We start from the raw sequence: 24,403 nt of genomic DNA, 5'->3' as shown, positions 1-24,403 counted from the left end.
AGAGCACGGCCCTGCGAGTACGGTTTTCCCGTGACTACCTTGGACTTGAACACGATGGATCCCTTCGAGGCCGCGAAGCTCGCCGCTGAGCACATCGCCCGCGAAACCGGGGTCGAAGAGCACGACGTCGCCCTGGTGCTGGGCTCCGGCTGGGGCGGCGCCGCCGACCTCATCGGCGAGACGACCCACACCCTGGACGCCGCGACCGTGCCCGGCTTCCACGCCCCGGCGGTGGTCGGCCACACCGGCACCATCCGTTCGGTCCTCACGTCGGACGGCAAGCGCGCCCTGGTCCTCGGCGCCCGCACGCACTTCTACGAGCGCAAGGGCGTCCGCGCCGTCGCGCACGGCGTCCGCACCGCTGCGGCCGCCGGCTGCAAGACCCTCGTGCTGACCAACGGCTGCGGTGGCCTGAACGAGAACTGGAAGCCCGGCACCCCCGTGCTGATCAGCGACCACATCAACCTCACGGCGGCCTCCCCGCTCGAAGGCGCCACCTTCGTCGACCTCACGGACCTGTACTCCTCCCGCATCCCGCGGCCTGGCCCGCGAAGTGGACCCCACCCTGGAGGAGGGCGTCTACGCACAGTTCACCGGCCCGCACTACGAGACCCCGGCCGAAGTCCAGATGGCCAAGATCATCGGTGCGAGCCTCGTCGGCATGTCCACCGCCCTGGAGGCCATCGCGGGCCGTCAGGCCGGCATGGAGGTCTTCGGCATCTCCCTCGTGACGAACCTCGCCGCGGGCATCAGCCCCGAGCCGCTCAGCCACGCCGAGGTCCTGGAGGCCGGACAGGCCGCCGGCCCGCGCATCTCCGCCCTGCTCGCCCAGATCATCGGCAAGCTCTGAGCCATGGCCCCGCACAGCACGGCGCACGACGACGCCGCCTCCGCTCCCCTGCCCGCCGGCCTCGCGCAGCGGGCCCGGGAGTGGGCGGCCACCGACCCTGACAGCGCCACCGCGGCGCAGCTGCTCGCCCTCGTGGACGACGCGGAGCGCGGCTCCGCCACGGCGACGGCCGAGCTGGAGGACGCGTTCTCCGGGACCCTCCAGTTCGGCACGGCCGGTCTCCGCGCCGCGCTGGGCCCGGGTCCGATGCGGATGAACCGCGTGGTGGTGCGCCGCGCCGCGGCCGGTTTCGCGGCCTTCCTCAACGACGCCCTGGGAGTCGACGGCGAGGCCCGTGCGCCGCGCGTCGTGGTCGGCTTCGACGCCCGCCACAACTCGGACGTCTTCGCACGGGACTCCGCGGCCGTGTTCACGGCCGCGGGCCTGCAGGTCTTCCTCATGCCGTCCGCGCTGCCCACCCCCTTGCTCGCTTACGCGGTGCGGGCCCTGGACGCCGACGGCGGTGTCATGGTCACGGCCAGCCACAACCCGCCGCAGGACAACGGCTACAAGGTGTACCTCGGCGGGCGCGCCGTGCCCGAGGGCGCCCGCGGCTCGCAGATCGTGGAGCCGTACGACGCGCGGATCGCGGCGGCGATCGCCGCCGTCGGGCCGTCCGAGTCGATCGTTCTGGCAGCGTCCGGCTGGGAGATCCTCCCGGCGACCATCGAGGACGACTACCGCGCGGCCGTGGTCGCGTTGGCCCTGCCCGAGCGGTTCCCGGAGCGGGACCTGGACATCGTCCTCACCCCGATGCACGGCGTCGGCGGGCGGACCACCGAGGCGGTGCTGCGCGAGGCCGGATTCACCTCGGTGACGCAGGTCGCCGAGCAGGCGCAGCCCGATCCCGACTTCCCCACCGTGAGCTTCCCCAATCCGGAGGAGCCCGGTGCGCTCGACCTGGCCCTGGCCCTCGCCGAGGAGACCGGCGCGGACGTGGTCCTGGCCAACGACCCCGACGCCGACCGTGCCGCCGTGGCCGCCTTCGACCCGGACGCCGACGGCGGCCGGGGCGCGTGGCGGATGCTGCGCGGCGACGAGGTGGGCGCCCTGCTGGGGGCCCACATGGCCGACCGCCTCGCGGGCCGGACCGAGGGCGTCTTCGCGAATTCGATCGTGTCCTCCCGGCTGCTCTCCCGCATCGCGGCCGCCGCCGGCTATGAGCACCGCGAGACCCTCACCGGGTTCAAGTGGATCTCCCGCGTGCCGGGCCTCGTCTACGGCTACGAGGAGGCCCTCGGGTACTGCGTGGCGCCGGAGCTGGCCCGTGACAAGGACGGGATCTCCGCCGCCCTGCTGATCGCGGAGCTCGCCGCCCACGCCAAGGCCCACGACACCTCGCTCTTCGGCCTCCTCGACGCGCTGGCCCTCGAGCACGGCCTCCATGCGAGCGATCAGCTGAGCGTCCGGGTGGCCGATCTCAGCCTGCTGGACACCATGATGGCGACCCTCCGCGCGACTCCCCCGGCGGCGCTGGCGGACTCCGCCGTCGTCGTCGCGCAGGACCTGTCGCAGGGCACGGAGGAGCTTCCCGGCACCAACGGGCTCAAGTACCTCAGCGAGGACGACACGCAGGTGATCGTGCGGCCCAGTGGCACCGAGCCGAAACTCAAGTGCTACCTCGAAGTGGTCGTGCCGGTCGACGGCGCTGACGCACTGCCCGCGGCCAAGCAGGAGGCCCGACGCCGGCTGGACGCCGTGCTGGACGGCATGAGGTCCGCGCTGGGCGTCTGAGCGCCCGGCATGAGATTCTGGGGGATCACCGCACACACCCGGCGCGCCACCACCCCTCGGCCCGCGCCACGACATCAGGCATGCAAAGGAAGACCATGAGCACGAACATCGCCTCTTACATCGACCACACCCTCCTCAAGCCGGACGCGAGCCGCGAGGACGTGCAGCGCCTCTGCGCCGAGGCCGTCGAGTACGGTTTCAAGTCCGTGTGCGTGAACCCGGTCTGGGTGAAGACCGCCGTCCAGGCGCTCAAGGGCAGCCAGGTGCTGTGCTGCGCCGTGGTGGGCTTCCCGCTGGGCGCCACTCCGACCGATGTGAAGGTCTTCGAGGCTCGCGGGGCCGTGGAGGACGGCGCCGCCGAAATCGACATGGTCATCAACATCGCCTCCGCCCGCGCGGATGACAAGGACGCGCTCGTGGAGGACATCGCCGCCGTCGCCGCAGCGGTGCACGACGGCGAGGCGATCCTGAAGGTCATCATCGAGACCGCGCTGCTCACGGATGAGCAGAAGGTCCTCGCCTGCCAGGCGTCCGTCGAGGCGGGCGCGGACTTCGTCAAGACCTCCACCGGCTTCAACGGCGGCGGGGCGACCGTGGAGGACGTGAAGCTCATGCGTGCCACCGTGGGCCCCGATCTGGGCGTCAAGGCGTCCGGCGGAGTGCGGAGCCTGGAGGATGCACAGGCTATGATTGCTGCTGGTGCCACCCGCATCGGCGCGAGCTCCGGCATCGCCATCGTCAAGGGCGAACAGGGTCAGAGCGACTACTGAGAACCCGGGGTTCCCTCGCGGGGACCCGAGAGCGAGCCCCGTCCGGGCCGCCCTGCGGAAGACTGAAGACGTCCCAGCGGACGTCACGAGAAAGAAAGTTGGGAGACCATGTCCCGTCCGATCGGCAAAGAGAACAACACCGTCCAGTCCCTGGTGCTGTTCATCATCTGCTTCGCGCTGTTCGCCGGGGCTGTCTACTCGCTGTCCTTCCTGAGCCTGGAGAACACCTGGCCGGCCGCCGTGACCCTGATCCTGTTCGCGCTGGCCTTCGCCATCCCGCAGCACGTCCTCGGCCGTTCCGACACGCTCGCCGAGCTCGAGCGCGCCAAGCAGGACGCCAAGTAACGCGTTTCAGCAGCACGAAGGCCCCGGAGGTTCTCCTCCGGGGCCTTCGTCGTTTAAGGGCCTTTGTCGTTCTGACTGCCTAGTCCTCGAAGATCGCCGCGAGCACGTTGCGCGCCCACTCGAGGACCTGCGCGTCGGCGAGATCGCGTCCCCCGACCCGCGCCGTCTTCGGCTTCGGGATCAGCACCGCGTTGAGCGCCGGCTTGATCTGGGAGCCTGGGTACATGCGGCTCAGGCGCATGGTCTTGGACTCCGGCAGCGCCGCCGGGGCGAACTTGATGAAGTTGCCCTGGACCGCGACGTCGGTCAGGCCGACCGCGCGGGCGGCCACCCGGAAGCGCGCCACGTCCAGGAGGTTGACCACGGGGGCGGGCGGCTCGCCGTAGCGGTCCACCAGTTCATCGCGCACCTCGTCGATGGCGGCTTCCGTGTGGGCCGCAGCAAGCTTGCGGTAGGCCTCGAGGCGCAGGCGCTCCCCCGGCACGTAGTCGTGCGGCAGGTGGGCGTTGATCGGCAGTTCGATCTTCATCTCCGCCGCCGATTCCTCCTTCTCCCCGCGGTACTCCGCGACGGCCTCGCCAACCAGGCGGATGTAGAGGTCGAAGCCCACCCCCTGGATGTGGCCCGACTGCTCACCGCCCAGAAGGTTGCCCGCTCCGCGGATCTCCAGGTCCTTCATGGCGAGCTGCATGCCGGCGCCGAGCTCGTTGTGCGCGGCGACGGCCTTGAGACGTTCCAGGGCCACCTCGCCCAGCGGCTTCTCCGAGGGGTACAGGAAGTAGGCGTAGGCCCGCTCCCGGCCACGGCCCACGCGGCCCCGGAGCTGGTGCAGCTGGGAGAGACCGTAGTTGTTGGCGCCGTCCACGATCAGGGTGTTGGCGTTGGAGATGTCCAGGCCGGTCTCGATGATGGTGGTGCACACCAGCACGTCGAACCGCTTCTCCCAGAAGTCCACGATGATCTGTTCCAGGCGGGCCTCGGTCATCTGTCCGTGGGCCACTTCGACACGCGCCTCCGGGACCAGCTCGCGGATGGACGCGGCCACCCGGTCGATCGAGGACACCCGGTTGTGCACGAAGAACACCTGGCCCTCGCGCATGAGCTCACGGCGGACCGCGGCGGAGACCTGCTTGTCCGTGTACGGGCCCACATAGGTCAGCACGGGGTGACGCTCCTCCGGCGGCGTGGCCAGTGTGGAGGTCTCCCGGATGCCGGTGAGGGACATCTCGAGAGTGCGCGGGATCGGGGTGGCGGACATGGCCAGCACGTCCACGTTGGTTCGCATTTTCTTGAGCGCTTCCTTGTGCTCGACGCCGAAGCGCTGTTCCTCGTCGATGATGACGAGGCCCAGGTCCTTGAACTCGATCTCCTTGGACAGCAAGCGATGCGTGCCGATCACGAGATCGACGCTGCCGTCCTTGACCCCCGCGAGCGTCTCCTTGGACTCCTTGGCGGTCTGGAACCGGGACAGGGCTCGGACCCGGACCGGGAACCCGGAGAACCGCTCGCTGAAAGTCTCGTGGTGCTGCTGGGCGAGGAGCGTGGTGGGCACCAGGACGGCCACCTGCTTGCCGTCCTGGATGGCCTTGAACGCGGCGCGAACCGCGATCTCGGTCTTGCCGTAGCCGACGTCGCCGGAGACGAGGCGGTCCATGGGGATCTCCTTCTCCATGTCCGCCTTGACCTCGTTGATGGTGGTCAGCTGATCCGGCGTCTCGACATACGGGAACGCCTGTTCCAGCTCGCGCTGCCAGGGGGTGTCCTGCCCGAAGGCGTGACCCTTGGACGCCATGCGAGCCGAGTACAGCCGGATGAGCTCCCCGGCGATCTCCTTGACCGCCCGGCGGGCCTTGGACTTGGTGGAGGCCCAGTCGGAGCCGCCCATCTTGCTGAGCGCCGGGGTGTCGCCGCCGACGTAACGGGTGACCTGGTCCAGCTGATCGGTGGGGACGAAGAGGCGGTCCCCCGGGGCGCCCCGCTTGGACGGCGCGTACTCCAGGACCAGGTACTCGCGCACCCCGTCCGAGCCCGCGGTCTTCCGCTGCACCAGCTCCACGAACCGGCCGATGCCGTGCTGTTCGTGCACGACGAAGTCGCCGGCGTGCAGGGACAGCGGGTCGACGGCGTTGCGGCGCCGGGACGGCATCTTCCGCATGTCCTTGGTGCCGCCGCGGGCGCTCGAACGGCCGAGCAGATCGGCCTCGGTGAGGACGCCGAACTTCAGCCCGTCCAGCACGAAGCCGTGGCCGGCCTCCGCCGTCGTGATCTCGATGATGCCGGGAGCCGGCGCGTCCGCCAGCCGGTCCACCCGGGCACAGGGCACGTCGGCGTCGTGGAACAGCTCGGCGAGGCGCTGCGCCGGGCCCGGGCCGTCCGTGACGACGACGAGCCGCCAGGAGTCCTTGATGCGGGAGGAGATGAACTCCAGCATCTCCCCCACGTCGCCGCGGTATCCACGCGGTTCCCTGGCCCGCAATGCCAGCACGTCGACGTCGTGCCCCAGTTCCTCGTCCACGCCCAGGGTGGAGACGTCCCACCAGGAGACGCCCGCCGACTGCGCGTCGGTCCGGGTGTCGGCGAGCGTGCGGAAGCTGGCCTCGTGCAGGAGGGCCTCCGGGTCCAGGCCGAGATCGAGCGGGGCGGCGCCGCCGTCCGAGGCGGTGGACCACGCGGCCGCGAGGAATTCCTCGTTGGTCGCGATGAGGTCGTGGGCGCGCAGGCGGACCTTCTCCGGTTCGATCATGAATGCGATCGAGCCCTCGGGCAGGGACGAGACGAACGGCACCATGGAGTCGACCAGCACGGGCGCCAGGGACTCCATGCCCTCCACCGTGATCCCGCCCGCGATCTTCTCCAGCATGTCCGCGGCGCCGGGCATGCTCTTCTGCAGCTTCGCGGCGCGGGACATGACGGACGGCGTGATGAGCAGTTCGCGGCACGGCGGAGCCCACAGGACCTCCGGGTGGACCACACCGTCACCCACGGAGAGGGAGCGCTGGTCGGCGACGGCGAAGTAACGCATCTGCTCCACCTCGTCGCCGAAGAACTCGATGCGGATGGGGTGGTTCTCGGTGGGCGGGAAGACGTCCAGGATGCCGCCACGGACGGCGAACTCGCCGCGGTGCGTCACCATGTCCACCCGCGCGTACGCCGCGGCGGCGAGCCGGCGGACGAGGTCCTCGAACGGCACCTCCGCGCCGACCCGCACCGTGACCGGCTCCAGGTCGCCGAGACCGGCCACGACCGGCTGGACGACGGCGCGCACGGGCGCCACGACGACGCGCAGCGGAGTGGCGAACGCCTCCGGGTGGGCCAGGCGGCGCAGCACGGTCAGGCGGCGCCCGACCGTGTCGGAACGGGGCGAGAGCCGCTCATGAGGCAGCGTCTCCCAGCTGGGGAACTCGGCCACCTCGTCCTCGGGAAGATAGGCGCGCAGGGCGGCCGCCAGGTCTTCCGCCTCACGCCCCGTCGCCGTCACGGCGAGCACGACGGCGGGCGCCGTGCCCACCGAGCTCCCGGCGCCGGCGTCGGGCCGCTCGGAGTCCAGCTCCTTGAGCCCGTCCACCAGCTCGGCGATGACCACGGGGTTGAGGCCGCTCGGCGCGCCCAGGTGGAAGTCGTCGCTGCGCCGGGTGCCCTGGGCCGCGGACACCCGCAGGTTCCCGAAGGCCGGGTCTTCGGCCAGGACGGTGCGGATGCCCGCGAGCTGTGCCTGGAACACGGCGGGGTTCTGAGAGGACGTGGCGGATGCGGTGCGAGGACTCATGCGGGCTGCTGCTTTCCTGGCGGGCTCGGTGAAGGGGCGTCGCCTCGGAGCACACCGGGCAACACAAACACCCGGGACTTGGGAAAGTACCGGGTGTTTCCAGTGTAATCCGCAACGCAGGATCCCTCCCGGCCCCTATCTCTTGCGAGGGGCGGGCCGGGAGGGATCCTGTGCCGGAGAGCCGCTGCCGATTACTCGGCGGGGATCTGCAGTTCCTGACCCGGGAAGATCAGGTTCACGTCGGTCACGGAGTTCGCGTTGGCATCGGCCAGGAGCTCCCAGCCGCCCTTCAGACCGAGCTTCTGCGCGATCTTGGCGAGGGTGTCGCCGGCCTCGACCGTGTAGGTCTTGCCGGTCACGGGCACCTCGGCCGCGTGGCGAGGAGCGGGCTGGGTCTGCTCGACGGGCGCCTGCTGGACAGGTGCCTGCTGGACGGGAGCCTGCTCGGGGGCCTGCTGGGTGTACTGACCCTGAGCCTGGATCTGCGTGTTCTGCGCCGGAGCCGGAGCCGCGGCGGCGGAACCGCCACCGTTGCCCGAGAGGCCCAGCTGCGAGGAGCAGGACGGCCAGGCACCCCAGCCCTGGTTGGCCTGGACCTTCTCGGCGACGGCGATCTGCTGGGACTTGGAGGCCTGGGCGGCGGAACCGGTGCCGCCGTAGGCCTGCCAGGTGCTCTGGTCGAACTGCAGGCCACCGTAGTAGCCGTTGCCCGTGTTGATGGACCAGTTGCCACCGGACTCGCACTGAGCCAGTGCGTCCCAGGTGGACTCGCCGGCCGCGTTCGCCGCGGGAGCCGCGAGGGCGACCCCTCCCAGGAGTGCGCCGGATGCGGCGACGACTGCAAGAGAGCGACGGGTAGCCAGGGAGATTGCGTTCTGCTTCATGATTTCCAAATGCTCGGGGCTCCACCGGTACTCATTCCGTCCCCGGAAATCCTCGTACGCCACCGGCCCCTGACGTCTTGAGGTCAGGACGTGGTCACGGCACAGACGGTGGCGGTCGGTGGACGGCAGTGACCCGGCATATTCAGCCCGCGGACAGGGAGTCCTCGTGGGCGTTGTCTCCGCCGGGATCAGATCTCCGGCGGCGGGGTTCGTTATCAAACCTTTATAGAGCGTAGGCCATCCAGACCGATCTGGCCAATCTCCTGCGCCTGTGAATCCCCTGAAGAGCCGGATTCACAGGATCCCGCCTACCATGGTGGAGGCCCCGCACACCGCGTGGGCGCACCCTACCTTGGAGGATCCATGGCCCTGAACGCTTCGACCACCGTGCCCTTCGGACTGCCGGAGGTGGCGGCCGTTCTGGTCGACGAGAACTTCGTCCGCCACGTGAGCGAACTCGTGGGCGGCACCCTGGAGGATTTCACCATCGAGGGCGACACGGCCGCCGCCTTCACGGCCACCGTGGTGCGCACCGTCCCGACCACGCGCCTTCCCGAGATCGCCCGCAAGGTGGTGGGCGAGGCCCTCACCGTGACGCAGCGTGAGTCGTGGACCGCTCCCCTGGAGGACGGAAGCCGCCAGGCCGACATCCAGATCTCGATCAGTGGCGCACCCGTGAGCGCGTCCGCGCTGCAGAAGCTCGTGCCGGTGGACGGTCAGACCCGGATCGACGTCGAGGGTGAAGTGACCTCCTCCATCCCGTTCCTGGGCGGCAAGATCGCCGGGGCGGCCGAGCCCCTGGTCGGCAAGGCCCTCAACCTGCAGGCTCAGCAGGCCCAGTCCTGGCTCGAAAGCCACTGATTCCCGGGCAGCGCTGAGGTTCGCGGCCTGAGGTTTCGCGCCTGAGGTTTCCGGCCTCCTTCCGCTGAAACAGTGAGTTCCCGTCGAAACCGTGTGTTTAACGCACTGTTTCGGCGGGAACTCACTGTTTCAGCGGTGATGCCGGCTCAGCCGAGGCTGATCTCCGGGACGTTCCGCTCCCGCCAGCGCGTGCGCAGCCAGCGGTCGTGGGTCGCGATCACGACGGCCCCGGCGAAGGACTCCAGCGCCTCCTCGAGTTCCTCGACCAGTGCCAGCGACAGGTGGTTGCTGGGCTCGTCCAGGAGGAGCACCCGTGGTGGGTCCGCCACGAGAGCCGCGAGCGCCACGCGCCGCTGCTGCCCGATGCTGAGCTCGCCGAGAGCCCGGCCGGTGTCCCGCTCGGGAAGCAGCCCGAGGGTCGCGAGCGGCGTGCTGTCGGCCCGTTCGAAGCCCACGGCACGCGCGTACCAGGCAGCGGCGCTCTGGCCGGGGTCCTCGAACACGGTGTCCTGGGCCAGATAGCCCACGGTGGCATCCTCGGCCCGGAGGATCTCCCCCTCGTGCTCGACCCGCCCCGCCAAGGCCTGGAGCAGCGTCGACTTCCCGCTGCCGTTGGCACCTGTCAGGAGCAGTCTGCCCTGTGGGGCGAGCCCGAAGGACACGGGATCCAGACGGCCGGGGACCGACACGCGGTGAGCGCGGAGCACCGCCTCGGCGGCTGCCGCACCCCGCTCCGCAGCCCCGGCCGCCGCCGGCCCGGCCGCCGCCGGCCCGGCCGCCGCCGCCGGCCCGGCCGCCGCCGGCCCGGCCGCCGCCGTCGGGTCCGCCGTCGTCGGGTCCGCCGTCGTTGTCGCGTGCGGCAGCGCCGTGGAGGCAGGGTCGAAGCCGGCGAAGCGCAGAGGCTCCGGGGGGCGCCGGACCCGGCTGCTCTCCACCGTCTCGAGGCGGACCCTCGCATTGCGCGCCCGGCGTGCCGTGACCTTCGCATCTTTGTCCGTGTAGAACTTCAGAGAGGCCCTGGCCTCGGTCCTCGGCTCATTCCGGCGGTTGACGTTGCGGGAACCCACCTCGATCTCGTGCCGCAGGGCGAGCAGTTCGGCCTGTTCCGCGGCGTAGCGGTCGCGCCACTGCCGCATGAGGTCCCGACGCGCGCGGAGAGCGCTGCTGTAGTCCCCACCGAAGTGGCGGACCCCCAGCCCGCTGCCGCTGTCGGAGGTCGTGTCGCCCGGCTCCGCACCAGCGGCATCCGCGGCCCCCTCCGGCGCCGAAGCGTCCGGAGAGGCGGCGTCGGCCAGCACCACGGCCGGCACCGGCAAGGGGTCCAGGTCCACGATTCGTGTGGCCACCCGGTCCAGGAAGGTGCGGTCATGACTGGCGAAGAGCACGGGGCCCTTCCAGTCGCGCAAGGCGGATTCCAGATACGCCACGGCGGCGTCGTCCAGATGATTGCTGGGCTCGTCCAGCAGCAGCGCGTCGGGCTCCTCCAGGAGGAGCGCCGCAAGCGCCAGCCGGGAACGCTGCCCACCGGACAGCCGTTCAACGGGCGTCCGTTCGTCGAGGCCGGAGAGTCCCAGCCCGGCGAGGACTTCCCCACGCCGCGCCTGAGCGCTCCAGGCGCCCAGCCGTTCGGCGTCGTCCAAGGCCTGCCCGTAGGCTTCCACGTCCTGGCTCTCCAGCGCGGCGAGCGCGTCGAGGGCCGGGCGCTGGGCACGGTCCAGCACCTCGCCGGCAGTGCTGCCGGGAGGGGCGTCGAGTTCCTGGGCGAAGTACCCCAGGCGTTCCGGCCGGAGCACCAGTCCCGCATCCGGGCGCTGGGCACCGGCGGCGATGCGCAGCACGGTGGATTTGCCGGAACCGTTCTCCCCGATCAGACCCACCCGCTGTCCCGGAGAGACGGCGAAGGTGATGTCGCTGAGGACACGGCGTCCGGCGTAGCGCTGGGAGATGCCGTCCAGCGCCAGATGTTGAAGAGTCACGGTATGCATGAGAGTCCTTCCGTCAGAACGAAAGTCCCGCCGGCCATGCCACGCTTCACAAACCGGGACATCCTGACGGCCGGCGGACGGAGAACGCCACGGACGGCGGCCCTGGAGCAAGGGCCGGCAGGAAAACCTGGGAAGGGGAGGTGAGACGCAGCCACCGCGCGATCGCCGAGTGCATCCTCCGTTAACGTCCGGAGGGCGGCAGGCGCGGGAATCATCGGCACAGGATGTCAGCGGGACAACGGGCAAAGTGGCCAGCTGTCAGCAGGCTGCGTCAGTTCTTCACCCTTTCAGAGTATCAGGCTTTCGGTGGCCCACCTCTCCCCCTCCCGTACGGGACGGCTCACTGCTAGGGTCGGCGGCAAGGGGGACGGCGCATCGGAGCGGCATTCCCGGCACATCAGAGCACGATCCGCCGACCACCGGAAGGGCCGCGATGAAGGAGATCTGGCACGTCGTCCACGAGGAGCGCCGCGCACTCGCGGCCGATCTCGCGGAGCTGGAACCCGATGCCTGGGACACCCCCTCACTCTGCCCGGGATGGACGGTCCACGACGTGGTGGCCCATCTGGTGAACGATGCCAGGACCACGTGGGCCGGCTTCGCTCGGGAACTGCTCAAGGCCCGTTTCGACTTCGACGCCCTGAACGCCCACGGCGTCGCCCGCGAACGCCGCGAGGACCCCCGGGAGACGCTGCAGAATCTCCGGAGCGTGAGCGGCCGCACCAGTAGCGCTCCCGCGCCCCTGGTCACGCGCCTCGTGGAGGCGTTCGTCCACGGCGAGGACATCCGCCGCCCGCTCGGGCTCCGCCGGAACTATCCGGTGGAGCCCCTCCTCGACGCCTTGAAGCACCAGCTGGCGACGTCTGAGGACTTCGGCGGCGGCAAGGAGCGGGCCGCGGGCGTGATCCTCGAGGCGACGGACACGGACTTCCGCTGGAAGCCGTCGAAGCCCGCGGTGAACGCCGCCCCGGTGGTGCGGGGCGGCACACTGGCACTTCTGCTCGCCGTGTCCGGGCGCCCCGTCCGGCCCGGAGAGCTCGACGGCGAAGGCGCGTCGGCGTTCACCGTCACCGCCGAGGACGGCTGAGCGGGCCGACCGGCGCCGCGTCTGCGGTAAAATGGACTCTGGTGTGCCGGGAAGTCTGGTCGGCCCACTGCCTCCCCGGGACGACCCCGGACGTGCGGCAGTGGTCAGGAACCGACGACCCCTCAGGAACTCATGCACCAGACATCCACCACCCGCCGCCTGATCCCGGAGCGCCTGCGCGTGACGCGCCTGCTCCGCAACGAGACCACCGGCGGTTTCCTGCTCCTCGCCGCCACCGTGATCGCCCTGCTCTGGGCCAACTCCCCCTGGGGCGCCTCCTATTTCGCGCTGCGGGACATCCGGGTCGGGCCCGAGAGCCTGCACCTGAATCTGAGCTTCGGCACCTGGGCGGCCGACGGCCTCCTCGCGGTGTTCTTCTTCCTGGCCGGGCTGGAACTGAAACGCGAGCTCCTGCAGGGTGAGCTGAGCGATCCGCGCAAGGCCCTGGTGCCGGTCGCCGCAGCCGCGGGCGGCGTCGTAGTCCCGGCCCTGGTGTATGCGCTGGTGAACGCCGGGAACCCGGAGGGCCTGGCCGGCTGGGCCATCCCGACGGCCACGGACATCGCCTTCGCCCTGGCCGTGCTCGGCGTGGTCGGCTCGCATCTGCCCGCGGCGCTGCGGACGTTCCTCCTGACGCTCGCGGTGGTGGACGACCTGATCGCGATCGTCATCATCGCCCTCTTCTATGGCGGCGCCCTCCAGATCGGCTACCTCCTGGCGGCCCTGCTCCCCCTCGCGGCCTTCGCGGCGCTCGGGCGGGTGGCCGGCGGACGCTGGGCGCGCTGGTGGACGCTGCTCCCCCTCGCTCTGCTCACCTGGGTGCTCGTGCACTCCTCCGGCGTCCACGCCACGGTGGCCGGAGTGCTGCTGGCCTTCACCATCCCTCTGGGGCGCTCGGCGGCGGAAGCCCCGGCGAACGGTCTCGCCGACCGGCTCGAGCATGGCCTGAGGCCCTTCAGCGCCGGCTTCGCCGTGCCGCTGTTCGCGTTCTTCGCCGCGGGAGTGGCGCTCGGAGGGTTCGACGGCGTGCGGTCGGCCGCCACGGACAGCGTCGCGGTGGGGATCGTGCTGGCGCTCGTCGTGGGCAAGTTCGTGGGCGTGCTCGGGACGTCCTTCGCCCTGACGCGGCTGCCCGGCGTGGCACTGGACAAGTCGGTGCGCTGGCTCGACATGGTGGGGGTGGCCCTGCTGACCGGGGTCGGCTTCACGGTGTCCCTGCTCGTCGCGGATCTCTCCTTCGGCGGAGGCCACGGCGGCGAGGGATCAGCGCATGGCGAGCACGCCAAGGTGGCCATCCTGGCCGCCTCGGTGATCGCCGCGGTGCTCGGCGCCGTCGTGCTCCGGCTCCGGAACCGGCACCACCGCCGGGTGAAGGAGCGCCGCCGCCCGCAGGCGGGCTGAGAAGCCCGCCTGCGGGAGAGGGCCCGAGAGGGACGGGGCGCGGGGCGCGTCAGGCCGCGGTGGACACGGCCTGACGCAGCGCGTCCTCCGCCGCCACCCAGGCGAGCATGGCGCACTTGACGCGGGCCGGGAACTTCGAGACGCCGGAGAGCGCGGCGGCATCCCCCAGTTCTTCGGGATCGCCCTCCACGGTGCCGCGGGACCGCAGCACCGTGCGGAACTCCTCGATCAGTGTGGCGAGCTCGTCCACCGAGGAGACCTCGCCGGCCAGATCGGTCAGCATCGAGGCGGACGCCATCGAGATGGAGCAGCCGTTGCCGAGCCATTCGAGGGATTCGATGCGGCGCTCACCCTCGGCGCCGCTGACCGAGAGACGCAGCGTGATCTCGTCGCCGCACACCGGGTTCAGCTGGTGGCACTGACCGGTGCCCGCGGGCCAGGACGTCTCACAGGCGGCGACCTCGCTCAGGCTCGCGCCGTGACGGGCCTTGGCGTGTTCCAGGATGGTCTGCTGGTACAGCGATTCGAGAGAACTCATCACTTCACTCCGAAGAAGCCGCGGACACCGGCGACGCCCTCGAGGAAGGCATCCACCTCGCCCTCGGTGGTGTACAGGTAGGCGCTGGCGCGGGTCGACGCCGAAAGGCCGTAGCGCCGGTGCAGGGGCTGCGCGCAGTGGTGACCCACGCGGACGGCGATGCCCTGGGCGTCCAGGTACTGGCCGACGTCGTGCGCGTGCACGCCCTCCACGTCGAACGAGACCAGGGCGGCGCGCTCGACGCCGGCGGCCGGGCCGAGCGTGCGGACGCCGGGGATGCGGGTCAGACCCTCGAGCATGCGCTGCGCGAGGACCTCCTCCCGCGCATGGACGCGGTCCATCCCCGTCTCCATCAGATACCGCGCGGCCGCGGCCATCGCGATGGCCTGCGAGACCGGCTGGGTGCCCGCCTCGAAACGCTGCGGAGCCGGGAGGTACCCCGAGTGCTCCATGGTCACGGTGGTGATCATCGATCCGCCGGTCGTCACGGGCGGCAGGGCGTCCAGGAGTTCCTGACGGCCGTAGAGGGCGCCGATGCCGGTGGGGCCGAGCATCTTGTGGCCGGAGAAGACGGCGAAGTCCACGTCGAGGGCCTTCATGTCGAGCGGCAGGTGCGGCGCGGACTGACAGGCGTCCAGGACCACCAGGGCGCCCACCGCGCGGGCCAGGCCCACGAGCTGCGCCACCGGGTTGATGGTGCCGAGGACGTTCGAGACGTGGGTGAACGCGAGGACGCGGGTCCTGGCGTTGATCACGCGGGCGGCCTCGTCCAGGTCCAGCGTGCCCTCGTCGGTGAGCGGGATGTACCGGAGGGTGGCGCCGGTCCGGCGGCAGAGCTCCTGCCACGGCACCAGATTGGCGTGGTGTTCCATCTCGGTGACGACGATCTCGTCCCCGGGACCGAGCGCGAAGCGGCGGGCCTCGGGGGCCACCTCCCCCACGCTCGCATTGGAGAAGGCGTAGGCGAGGAGGTTGAGGCCGGCGGTGGCGTTGGAGGTCCAGACGATCTCCTCCTCGCGGGCCCCGACGAACTCCGCCACCGTGGCGCGGGCGTCCTCGAAGGCCAGCGTGGCATGGGCCGCCAGGGTGTGAGCGCCGCGGTGCACGGCGGAGTTCCGCTGTTCGTAGAACTCCTGCTCGGCTTCCAGCACGCTCAGGGGGTTCTGGCTCGTGGCCCCCGAGTCGAGGTAGACGAGCTCCCGCCCGTTCACCGGATGCGCCAGGAGCGGGAAGTCGTTCCGGATCCGGAGGACTTCCACATCAGTCAGAGGGACGCCGTTGTTCACGTTCCCACCTCCGCCTTATTTAGGAAACATTTGCCTGGTCTATTCTCGCACCACCCGGGCCCGGGGCGCCTCCCAGGACTACCTAAGTACCCGGCACCCCGAATTGCGTAGTCCCTACTCGGGCCTGGCGCCACGGCGCCCCGTAGCGTGCAGACATCAGCAGGAATCGCTAAGGAGCAGGGACATGGCGAGACGTGCATTCATCGCTGGAATCACGGGCCAGGACGGGTCTTACCTGGCCGAACTACTACTACTCAAGGGCTACGAGGTCCACGGTCTCATCCGCCGCAGTTCCGCGTTCAACACGGCCCGTATCGACCACCTCTACGTGGATCCCCACGAGAGCGATGCGCGCCTGTTCCTCCACTACGGGGACATGGACGACGGCGCGCGGCTCGTCACGCTGCTGGCACAGATCCAGCCGGACGAGGTCTACAACCTGGCCGCCCAATCACATGTGCGGGTCTCCTTCGACGAGCCGATCCACACCGGCAACACCACCGGTCTGGGCACCTCGCGCTTCCTCGAAGCCGTCCGCCTCGCCGGGGTGGACACCCGGTTCTACCAGGCCTCCACCTCCGAGATGTTCGGAGCCTCGCCGCCGCCGCAGAACGAGGAGACGCCGTTCTATCCGCGTTCCCCGTACGGCGCCGCGAAGGTCTACAGCTACTGGATGACCCGCAACTACCGCGAGGCCTACGGCATGTTCGCCGTCAACGGGATCCTGTTCAACCATGAATCCCCGCGGCGCGGCGCCACGTTCGTCACCCGGAAGATCACCCGGGCGGTGGCCTCCATCGCCTCCGGGAAGGCGGACCGCCTGTATCTGGGAAATCTGGACGCCATCCGTGACTGGGGCTATGCCGCCGAGTATGTCGAGGGCATGTGGCGCATGCTGCAGGTGGACACTCCCCAGGACTACGTCCTCGCCACGAGCACGCCCACCACGGTGCAGCAGTTCCTGGAGTACGCCTTCGGAAGCGTCGGACTGCACTGGAGGGACCACGTCGAATTCGACGAACGGTACCTCCGGCCCACCGAGGTGGACTCGCTCATCGGCGATCCCACGAACGCCCAGGTCGACCTGGGCTGGAAGGCGTCCGTGGGCGCCGAGGACCTGGCCCGCCTCATGGTGGCCCATGACCTGGCCGAGCTCGGAAGCCCACAGGGGCATGTGGTGGACCAGGTCACGCTCCCCTCCTGGAACGCCAGCCTGGAGCTGACATGAGCACCCGGACAGCCATGAGCACTGGGGAGACGGTGGAGACCGATGACGCCGCGCAGGCCGACACCGGCATCCTGGACCGGGACGCTCCGTTCTACGTGGCCGGGCACCGCGGACTGATCGGATCGGCGATCTGGCGGCGCCTCGAACGGGCCGGCTTCACTCACCTGATCGGAGTGCCCTCCTCGGAGCTCGATCTGCTGGACCGGACCGCGGTGGAGGACTTCTTCGCCGAGCATCAGCCACGCCACGTGGCCCTGGCTGCCGCGAAAGTGGGCGGCATCCAGGCCAACAACGACTTCCCGGTGGACTTCCTGAGCGAGAATCTGAGGATCCAGGGGAACGTCATGGACAGTGCGGTGCGGCACCGGGTCCACAAACTCCTCTTCCTGGGATCGAGCTGCATCTATCCGCGGTTCGCGCCGCAGCCGATCCCCGAGGACGCGCTGCTCACCGGCAAGCTGGAAGTCACCAACGACGCCTACGCGGTGGCCAAGATCGCCGGGATCCAGTACGTCAAAGCCGTGCGCCGGCAGTACGGGCTGCCGTGGATCAGCGCCATGCCCAGCAACCTCTACGGCCCCGGGGACAACTTCCGGCCGGGCGTCTCCCATGTGCTGCCGGCACTGATCATGCGGTACCGGCAGGCCCGCGACGACGGCGCGGCCACCGTCACGAACTGGGGCACCGGCACGCCGCTGCGGGAGTTCCTCTACGCGGACGACTGCGCGGACGCCTGCCTCTTCCTCCTGGACAACTACGACGGCGGCCGCCACCTGAACGTGGGCACCGGCTCCGAGATCAGCATCAAGGACCTCGCGGCCCTCATCGCGGAGGTCGTCGGCTACGAGGGCGAGACCGTCTGGGACGCCACGAAGCCGGACGGGACCCCGCGCAAGATGATGGACGTCTCCCGGCTCACCGGACTCGGCTGGCGGGCGCGGACGGGCTTGCGGGAAGGCGTCGAGCGCACCGTGCAGTGGCTCGATGCGCACGAGGAGGAAGCACGGACGGCCTGAGACCCCGCGGTCCCAGGCCGTCAGCGGCCCGCCGGCCGCCGTCGTCGTCCTGCGCTCACCAGCTGGGAGGCCCGGCCACGTGGCGCCGCTCAGGTCCGGCCGAAGCCGGACAGTTCGCGGTACCACTTCGGCAGCGCCAGGCACAGGAAGAGCACATTGCACACGAAGAGCGCGAGGTAGACCCACTGGAACAGCGCCGGCCAGCCCCACAGCACGAACACGCAGGCCAGCACCCCGTATTCGGTCGGCAGCACGGCCAGCGAGTACAGCACGGAGGAGCTGCCCTCGCCGGCCAGGCGCATGCCGCTGGAGCCGCGGTGCGCCCGGCGCAGCTGATCCGTCAGCATGATGGTGCAGAAGAAGAACGCCGCCAGGAAGGCGTACGCCCCGGGCAGCACCAGCCACAGCCCGGATTCCGTGCCGGTGCGCGCCCAGGCGAACAGGACCACCAGGTGGAACAGGGACATCTTGGCGGCATCCACCACGTGGTCCAGCCACTCGCCGGCGAAGCTTCCGCCGCCGCGCAGCCGCGCCAGCTGGCCGTCCGCCGAATCGAAGGCGTAGCCCAGGACCAGGAGCGCCGCCACGAGAAGACCCGTGACGGGCGTGACCGGGGAGAACGCCAGCACGGCGAGTCCTCCGAAAGTGGCCAGCGCGCTGATGGCCGTGACGATGTTCGGGGTCAGGCCCAGGCGGTGGGCCACTGCGGCGAGCACCCGTCCGAACGGGCGGTTGAAGAACCGGACGTACGCGGAGGCACCCTTTGAGGTCTTCTGCTTGCCTTTCAGGATCTGCAAGGACGCGGCGATCCCGCGGTCCTCACCCCTGCCGGACTGCGTGCCCTGGATCCCCATGGACAGCCCCTCACTCCCGCCGGCCCCCGGACACCTCACGGTGCCCGGAAGGCGCCACCCCGAAGGCTATGTCAGCGAAGGTACGCCACACTGGCGGTGGAGTCGAACCCCGCGCTCTTCCAGCCAGGATATGTGACGAGTGCGTTGACCTTGTTGAAGCCCTTCTGCGTGCTGGTGGCCAGCGTGTAGGAGTTCCGGCTGAACGCGATCCCCGCGGTGGAGGGCGTGAGGACGCGGTCCGGCGTGGCGACGATGCCGGTCGCGGCGGTCGCCGGGGACCCGGCGCCCATGTCCACGGTGTTGCCGGACACGGTCACGGTCCTCAGCAGGTACGTGCCCCACGAACTGGTGCCGCGGTTGCGGGCCTGGAGGCTGACGCCGTTGAGGTTGCCCCGGAGCACGTTCCCGGTGATCGTCACGTTGGACGAGGTGTTGACGTCGATCCCGGCGCCCGACCAGAGGCCCGTTCCGCCGCCCCGGCCCATCCGCTTCGCGTTGTCCGTGACGGTGTTGTTCGTGATGACGCCGTGGCGGCTGATCTCGTAGCGCACGCCGTCCGCGTAGTTGCCGGAGATCGTGTTGGCGTCCACGGTGATGCCGTCGGACTGCACATCGGCCCAGACCCCGATCCCCAGGTTCCCGGACACGGTGTTGCGCTGGATCAGGGCGCTCGAGTACGTGGTCTTGATGCCGCCGGACTCCCAGTCGGCGATCCAGTAGCCTGCCGTGTTGTTGCCGTTCACGGTGTTGCCCGTGACCGTGGCGCTGCTGGTGCGGTACAGGGTCAGGCCGAGCTGGCCGTTCCGGATCACCGTGTTGTTCAGGATCTGCGGGCGGACGGCCTGATCGGCCACGATGCCCACGCCGTGGTTGTCGCTGACCGTGTTGCCGGTGACCCGCCAATCCGTGCCGGACACGACCACGGCCCCGCGCTGGGACCGGTTGGCGAAGTGCTGGACCGTCAGCCCGGTGAGTTTCACCCCGGCCTGGGTCGAGGAGATGGCGGTCTGGAGCCGGGCCATGCGGACGCTGTGGGACACCGGGGTGCTGCCGACCGTCAGGGTGTTGCTCGCATAGTCCGCGAAGAAGGTGCCGGGCACGACGGCGGCCAGGCTGTTCACGCGGCGCAGTCGCGCGCCGTCGTAGAACAGGTCCTCGGCGAGATTGCAGCTGGTGCTGCCGGCGGTCTCACACTGGCCGGGTCCGGTGTACGCGGCGGGGAGACTCCCGCGGGACTGCCAGCGGGCGGGCTGACCCGCCGGCTGGTACAGGGTCCAGGCGGTGAGCTGCTTGGCGCCGTCCAGGATGGAACCGGGAAGGCCCCGGAGTTCCTGCTGCGCCTTGGGCGAGATGGTGCGGTTGACCGTGTGGCGGCCGGCCGCGAGGCAGATCACGGCGCCCTGCGGCTTCGCGTTGACCACGTCCGCGATCTCCGTGCCGGGTGCGACCGTCACGGTGCAGGCGGGCTCGGCGGCTTCCGCGGCGCCCGGGGCGGAGACGGTCAGCAGACCGCCGCCCAGAAGGCCTGCGAGGGCCAGGACGGCGGGGATCCGGCGCCGCGCTGCACGGTGTTTCGCGCGCTGTCTCCGAGGCTCTGGGGAGGTGTTCAAGGCATGGTTCGAGGAAGGGTTCGCCATAGGCTCTCTTTGTTTACGGACGGAGACCGGCGCCCTGGAATTGCATGGTTGAGAACTCGCCCCTGACAAGTCAAAGGTCGATTCTAGTGAAGATACTGGTAGCTCACAATTACTATCGCTCAGCTCAGCCGTCCGGCGAGGATTCCGTGGTGCGGCAGGAAATGGGCCTTCTGGAGGCCGCCGGACACCAGGTGGGGCACTTCGCACGGCACTCCGATGACATCGCCCGGATGCCCGTGGCCCGCAAGGTCCTGGTGCCCCTGAACGTGGTGCACTCGCCCTCCGCCCGGCGGGATCTGGCCGGCGTGCTGGAGCGCGAGCGGCCGGATGTGCTGCACGTGCACAACACGTTCCCCCTGCTCAGCCCCTCGATCCTGCTCGCCGCCCGGGACGCCGCGGTGCCTGTGGTCATGACTTTGCACAACTACCGGATGTTCTGCGCCGACGGCACGTTCCTGCGGGACGGGAAGCCGTGCACGGACTGTCTCGCCGGCGCCGGTCCGCTCCCCGGACTGCGCCACGGCTGCTACCGGGGCTCGGCCGCGGCGACTCTTCCCCTCACGGTGAGCATCGGACTCCACCGAGCGCTGGGCACCTGGACGCACGGAGTGACGAAGTTCGTGGTCATGAGCGATTTCGCCCGCGATCTGTTTGCCTCCCAGGGCCTGGATCCGGACCGGATCGCGGTCAAACCGCATTTCGTGCCCGCCGCGGCCCCGGATGACGTGAGTGTTACGTCAGATGACGCGCCCGTGGTGTACCTCGGGCGGCTCTCCCCGGAGAAGGGACCCGACGTCCTGCTGGACGCCTGGCGGGACTCCTTCGGCCCGCTCCTCGTGATCGGGGACGGGCCACTCCGCCCCGCGCTGGAGGCGCAAGTGGCCCGGCGCGGGCTGCGCACCGTGCAGTTCCTGGGAGCACTGCCGCGGGCCGAGGCCATGGCCCGGCTGGGGCGGGCTCGCCTTCTCGTGAACTCCTCCCGGGTCTTCGAGACCTTCGGCCTGAGCGTCGTGGAGGGCTTCGCTCACGGGCTGGGCGCCGTGGTGCCGGATCAGGGTGTCTTCCCCGAACTGACCGGCGACGACGGCGCCGCGGTCACCTTCCGCTCCGGCGACCCGGACTCGCTCACCCGAGTCCTCGCGGACGTCCTGAAGCCCGGGGTGGCGCGCCGCATGGGCCGTGCCGCCCTCGCGCGGCATGCGGAGCGTTACGGCGCCGCGGACAATCTCCGGCGGCTCGAAGCCGTGTACGCGGAGGGCCGTGGCGGCCGGCGTGCCCGCCTGAGAAGACGGGTTCAAGGCGCGGCGAGCACCGCGACGTCGCGGAAACGGACCGTCTGCGGCGTGCGGTAGCCCTTGACCAGCGCGAGGTAGCCTCCGCGCAGCGCTCCGTCCGCCGCCGTCGCCTTCCAGCCGGCGTCGCCGTCCCGTGAGACGGTCAGCGACGCCGCGCTCACGTCGAGACGGATCGAGGCCCACTCCCCCGCTTTCACGGGGGCGGTCTGGACGGTGGCGAGCACCCGGTCGCCGCTCGCGGCCCCCTGCCGCAGCAGCAGGGTGAGCTTCCCCTGGGGGCTCAGCTGCACCAGGTACGCCGCCGCGGCAGGTCCGGAGACGAGTGCCGGATCGTCCTGCGCGAGCGCCAGGGCCAGCCCCGCGCCGTCGTCGGGCGCCGGCAGCTCCTCCGGCCAGCAGAGGCTGAACGTGCAGCCGTACGACGGCGCGGCGAGGGGCCCCAGGGACCCCAGGACGTAGGTGGCGGCCGAGGCGAAGGCGAAGTCCAGACCGCGGGACGGCTCATCGAAGCGCGGCTGGTATTTGGGGGTCAGGATCCACGGCAGATCGCCGGTGGCACGCCGCCCCGAACCGAAGTCGTCCCTGCCGGCGAGCGCGCCGGACGCGGTGACGTACGGGTAGTTGGAGCACATCAGCCCGCGGACGCCAAGGTCCACCACCCGCTTCCGCATGGCACGCGTGTGGATCTCCCAGCAGATGACGGGCTTGCCGAAGGCCACCAGATCCCGCATGGCCTGGTCCGACGCCCCGTGGTAGATGCCCAGGAGGTCGAAACGGTCCTGGTATCGGTCGAACTGCCGGTCCGCGTCGTCCATGAAGTATCCCCACAGCGTGTAGCCGCGCCTCCGCGCCTCCTTGTAGGAGCCGGATGCCGCGGTCTGCTTCCACACCATGTGCGAGGTGGAGCCCGGGTAGAAATCCATGAGATCCAGCACCTCCTTGGCGTGTTCCCCGGACTTGTCCTCGATGAACAGCACCGTCCGGTGCGCGAGCGCGTCCAGCACGTCCCGGAACGCCGGGATCGGTTCGAGGGGGGTGGCCGGGCCGAGCCAGGCCCGGGCGTCGTTGCGGATGGCCGCGAGTTCTTCAAAGGTCAGGTCCTTGATGTCCCGGTCCACGCCGGTCATGCGGGAGAGGCTGGTGTCGTGATGACACACCAGGACGCCGTCCTTGGTCATGTGCACGGAGACCTCCACGGCCATGGCGCCCGCGGCCACGGCCTCGGTGTAGGCCCGCAGCGTGTGCTCGGGCCAGGTGTCGCCGGAACCGCGGTGCGCGATCGCGAACACCTGCTGCCCCAGCAGGTCGTCCAGGGTGCTGGTGGTGCGGGTCGGCGTCGGAGTCGCGGCCGGAGGCGCGACGGCGCCGGCCGAGCACGCGGTCAGCAAGCCTGCGGTGCCGAGCATGGCGAGCTGCAGGAACCGCCGGCGGCCGAACGCCGCGTCCTCATGAGGTGACATGGTCCACCGGCTTCCGCGGGTGGGCCGGCTGGGCGGCGAGCGCCCTTCGGTACCAGTCGCCGACGCGTGCCGTGAAGGCCTCCTGAGTCCAGGACGCGGGATCCGGGAGGGGCCACGCGGCGCTGCCGTCCAGACCGGGCCTCCGGGCCCCCAGGCGCAGGGTGTCCACGCGCAGGGTGTCGAGGCGCTGGCACAGATCCGCCACCACCGCCCGGCCGACGGGGACCGCCTGCCCCCGCTCGGCGAGGAACGACGGCGGCCCGCCGAGATCCACGCACACCACGGGAAGGCCGCGGCTCAGGGCCTCCCCCACCACCCAGCCGCACGAATCGTGCAGGGACGGGAACAGCAGAGCGTCGGCCAGGCCCATGAGACGGAGGACCTCGGACCGCTCGAGCTGACCCAGGAAGTGCACCCGCTGCGCCATACCGCGCCGGCGGGCCATGGCCTCCAGCCACTCCCGTTCCGGGCCGTCCCCCACGAAGGTGAGGGACCACTGCGGGTTCTCCGCCACGGCGGCCAGGGCCAGCCGGACGCCCTTCCAGGCGACGAGGCGGCCCACGAACAGCGCATTCAGCTCCTGCGGCGGCGCCGGGGCCCCAGGCCGGACCTCCGGCACGGCGGCGTCCCGGTGGGCCGGAGCGGGGGTCGAGCCCGGGGCCGAGCCCGGAGCACCAGCGGGCTCCGGGTCCTCGAGCACCACATTGGGCGCGATCAGCACGTCACCGGCCGAGCGGAAGCGGCGAGCCGTGTCCGCGTTGAGCGCCACCGTGACGGCGGCGCGGGCCGCCGTCGGGCCGGTGCTGAGACGCCGCATGGCGCGCGTGGCGGCACTCCGCAGCAACTCGTGCACCGTGCCCCGGACGCCGAGCCAGCGCCACAGCTCCGGCGGCACATAGGTGGCGCCGCCCACGGGTCCCCAGACCAGGGGGAGGTCGCGGGCCAGGGGCGCCAGACCGCTCGGCATCCAGTCCGCCGCGAAGGTGGCGTGATGCAGGAGCGTGAAGTGGTGTTCCTGGTGCAGCCGCCGGGCGACCCGGGCCGACTCCCGCTGCCACAACGGGTAGTACCAGTAGACGTCCCGGTGCCGGCGCTTGGCCCGCAGGTACCGGTCCGGGAGGTCGACGTAGACCGGCCTCACCCGGGAGGCCAGGAAGCTGTCCGCCGCCAGGGCCCGGGCGATCGCGGGGGCGAACCGCTCCCGCGTCATGACCCAGACCCGGGCGTGGCGGGCGGCGGCCTCCACCACCGCCCACCCCGCCCCGGGCTCGGAACCGAGCCCGGGGCCGCAGGCGTAGGCGCTGATGAGTACGCGTGGCAGCCCCTGCCCTGCTGGTGCACTCATGGTCATGCTCCTTTGTGGATCC

The 24,403-nt window shown here is 70.6% G+C and carries 18 protein-coding genes and 1 pseudogene; 10 read left to right on the top strand and 9 right to left on the bottom strand.

Annotation, left to right across the window (positions count from 1 at the left end):
- The first annotated feature begins 54 nt into the window (after positions 1-54).
- From QFZ52_RS03685 to QFZ52_RS03670, 4 genes and pseudogenes are all read left to right on the top strand, one after another.
- Positions 55-850 (top strand): annotated as a pseudogene (locus tag QFZ52_RS03685) (purine-nucleoside phosphorylase).
- Positions 851-853: 3 nt separating this feature from the next.
- Positions 854-2,623 carry a phospho-sugar mutase gene (locus QFZ52_RS03680; protein ID WP_307496292.1) on the top strand — a complete coding sequence of 590 codons (1,770 nt, stop codon included), beginning with the start codon at positions 854-856 and terminating at the stop codon, positions 2,621-2,623.
- 95 nt (positions 2,624-2,718) lie between these two features.
- Positions 2,719-3,393: a deoxyribose-phosphate aldolase gene (deoC, locus tag QFZ52_RS03675; RefSeq protein WP_370959842.1), complete on the top strand. Its 675-nt coding sequence runs from the start codon at positions 2,719-2,721 to the stop codon at positions 3,391-3,393.
- Between the two features lie 108 nt (positions 3,394-3,501).
- Positions 3,502-3,738 carry a hypothetical protein gene (locus QFZ52_RS03670; protein WP_307496291.1) on the top strand — a complete coding sequence of 79 codons (237 nt, stop codon included), beginning with the start codon at positions 3,502-3,504 and terminating at the stop codon, positions 3,736-3,738.
- A gap of 79 nt (positions 3,739-3,817) precedes the next feature.
- On the opposite strand, the gene mfd is transcribed toward QFZ52_RS03670, so the two are convergent.
- Together mfd and QFZ52_RS03660 are read right to left on the bottom strand one after the other, a co-directional pair.
- On the bottom strand, positions 3,818-7,504 hold the full coding sequence (gene mfd, locus QFZ52_RS03665) for a transcription-repair coupling factor (RefSeq protein WP_307496289.1): 3,687 nt from the start codon (positions 7,502-7,504) through the stop codon (positions 3,818-3,820).
- Between the two features lie 191 nt (positions 7,505-7,695).
- On the bottom strand, positions 7,696-8,388 hold the full coding sequence (locus QFZ52_RS03660) for a LysM peptidoglycan-binding domain-containing protein (RefSeq protein ID WP_307496288.1): 693 nt from the start codon (positions 8,386-8,388) through the stop codon (positions 7,696-7,698).
- A gap of 363 nt (positions 8,389-8,751) precedes the next feature.
- On the opposite strand from QFZ52_RS03660, the gene QFZ52_RS03655 reads away from it, so the two are divergent.
- Positions 8,752-9,249: a DUF2505 domain-containing protein gene (locus tag QFZ52_RS03655; protein ID WP_307496286.1), complete on the top strand. Its 498-nt coding sequence runs from the start codon at positions 8,752-8,754 to the stop codon at positions 9,247-9,249.
- A gap of 146 nt (positions 9,250-9,395) precedes the next feature.
- Here the strand turns inward: QFZ52_RS03655 and QFZ52_RS03650 are convergent, their stop codons facing one another.
- Positions 9,396-11,234 (bottom strand): ATP-binding cassette domain-containing protein, encoded by a 1,839-nt coding sequence (locus QFZ52_RS03650; protein ID WP_307496285.1) that lies wholly within the window; start codon positions 11,232-11,234, stop codon positions 9,396-9,398.
- Positions 11,235-11,667: 433 nt separating this feature from the next.
- Here QFZ52_RS03650 and QFZ52_RS03645 point away from each other — a divergent pair, with 433 nt between their 5' ends.
- Together QFZ52_RS03645 and nhaA are read left to right on the top strand one after the other, a co-directional pair.
- Positions 11,668-12,321 (top strand): maleylpyruvate isomerase family mycothiol-dependent enzyme, encoded by a 654-nt coding sequence (locus QFZ52_RS03645; protein ID WP_307496284.1) that lies wholly within the window; start codon positions 11,668-11,670, stop codon positions 12,319-12,321.
- 132 nt (positions 12,322-12,453) lie between these two features.
- Entirely contained in the window at positions 12,454-13,722 is a 1,269-nt protein-coding gene (nhaA, locus tag QFZ52_RS03640) for a Na+/H+ antiporter NhaA (protein WP_307496283.1), read from the top strand.
- Between the two features lie 49 nt (positions 13,723-13,771).
- Here nhaA and sufU read toward each other — a convergent pair whose 3' ends face one another.
- Together sufU and QFZ52_RS03630 are read right to left on the bottom strand one after the other, a co-directional pair.
- Positions 13,772-14,260, bottom strand: a complete 489-nt coding sequence (gene sufU, locus QFZ52_RS03635; protein ID WP_307496282.1) for a Fe-S cluster assembly sulfur transfer protein SufU — start codon at positions 14,258-14,260, stop codon at positions 13,772-13,774.
- Positions 14,260-15,546, bottom strand: a complete 1,287-nt coding sequence (locus QFZ52_RS03630; RefSeq protein WP_307496280.1) for a cysteine desulfurase — start codon at positions 15,544-15,546, stop codon at positions 14,260-14,262. Before QFZ52_RS03630 ends, sufU begins: the two co-directional genes overlap by 1 nt.
- 184 nt (positions 15,547-15,730) lie before the next feature.
- On the opposite strand from QFZ52_RS03630, the gene gmd reads away from it, so the two are divergent.
- Positions 15,731-16,774, top strand: a complete 1,044-nt coding sequence (gmd, locus tag QFZ52_RS03625) for a GDP-mannose 4,6-dehydratase (protein ID WP_307496279.1) — start codon at positions 15,731-15,733, stop codon at positions 16,772-16,774.
- Complete coding sequence (locus QFZ52_RS03620; protein WP_373425618.1) at positions 16,771-17,790, top strand: GDP-L-fucose synthase family protein; 1,020 nt, start codon at positions 16,771-16,773, stop codon at positions 17,788-17,790. The genes gmd and QFZ52_RS03620 overlap by 4 nt, the downstream gene beginning before the upstream one ends.
- A gap of 89 nt (positions 17,791-17,879) precedes the next feature.
- Here the strand turns inward: QFZ52_RS03620 and QFZ52_RS03615 are convergent, their stop codons facing one another.
- Positions 17,880-18,644, bottom strand: a complete 765-nt coding sequence (locus QFZ52_RS03615) for a CDP-alcohol phosphatidyltransferase family protein (RefSeq protein WP_307496278.1) — start codon at positions 18,642-18,644, stop codon at positions 17,880-17,882.
- A gap of 71 nt (positions 18,645-18,715) precedes the next feature.
- Positions 18,716-20,254 (bottom strand): right-handed parallel beta-helix repeat-containing protein, encoded by a 1,539-nt coding sequence (locus tag QFZ52_RS03610; RefSeq protein WP_307496277.1) that lies wholly within the window; start codon positions 20,252-20,254, stop codon positions 18,716-18,718.
- A gap of 173 nt (positions 20,255-20,427) precedes the next feature.
- On the opposite strand from QFZ52_RS03610, the gene QFZ52_RS03605 reads away from it, so the two are divergent.
- Positions 20,428-21,633 carry a glycosyltransferase family 4 protein gene (locus tag QFZ52_RS03605; RefSeq protein WP_307496275.1) on the top strand — a complete coding sequence of 402 codons (1,206 nt, stop codon included), beginning with the start codon at positions 20,428-20,430 and terminating at the stop codon, positions 21,631-21,633.
- Here the strand turns inward: QFZ52_RS03605 and QFZ52_RS03600 are convergent.
- Both QFZ52_RS03600 and QFZ52_RS03595 read right to left on the bottom strand, forming a co-directional pair.
- Positions 21,576-23,036 (bottom strand): glycerophosphodiester phosphodiesterase, encoded by a 1,461-nt coding sequence (locus QFZ52_RS03600; RefSeq protein ID WP_307496273.1) that lies wholly within the window; start codon positions 23,034-23,036, stop codon positions 21,576-21,578. The genes QFZ52_RS03605 and QFZ52_RS03600 overlap by 58 nt on opposite strands.
- A complete protein-coding gene (locus QFZ52_RS03595) occupies positions 23,023-24,381 on the bottom strand; it encodes a glycosyltransferase (RefSeq protein ID WP_307496271.1) in 1,359 nt (452 codons plus the stop codon). The genes QFZ52_RS03600 and QFZ52_RS03595 overlap by 14 nt, the downstream gene beginning before the upstream one ends.
- Positions 24,382-24,403: the final 22 nt, after the last annotated feature.

This window comes from Arthrobacter woluwensis (assembly GCF_030816155.1).
Taxonomy (GTDB): domain Bacteria; phylum Actinomycetota; class Actinomycetes; order Actinomycetales; family Micrococcaceae; genus Arthrobacter_E; species Arthrobacter_E woluwensis_A.
The sequence above is the reverse complement of the archived record's forward strand: the minus strand, read 5'-3'. Positions and strand labels throughout refer to the sequence as shown.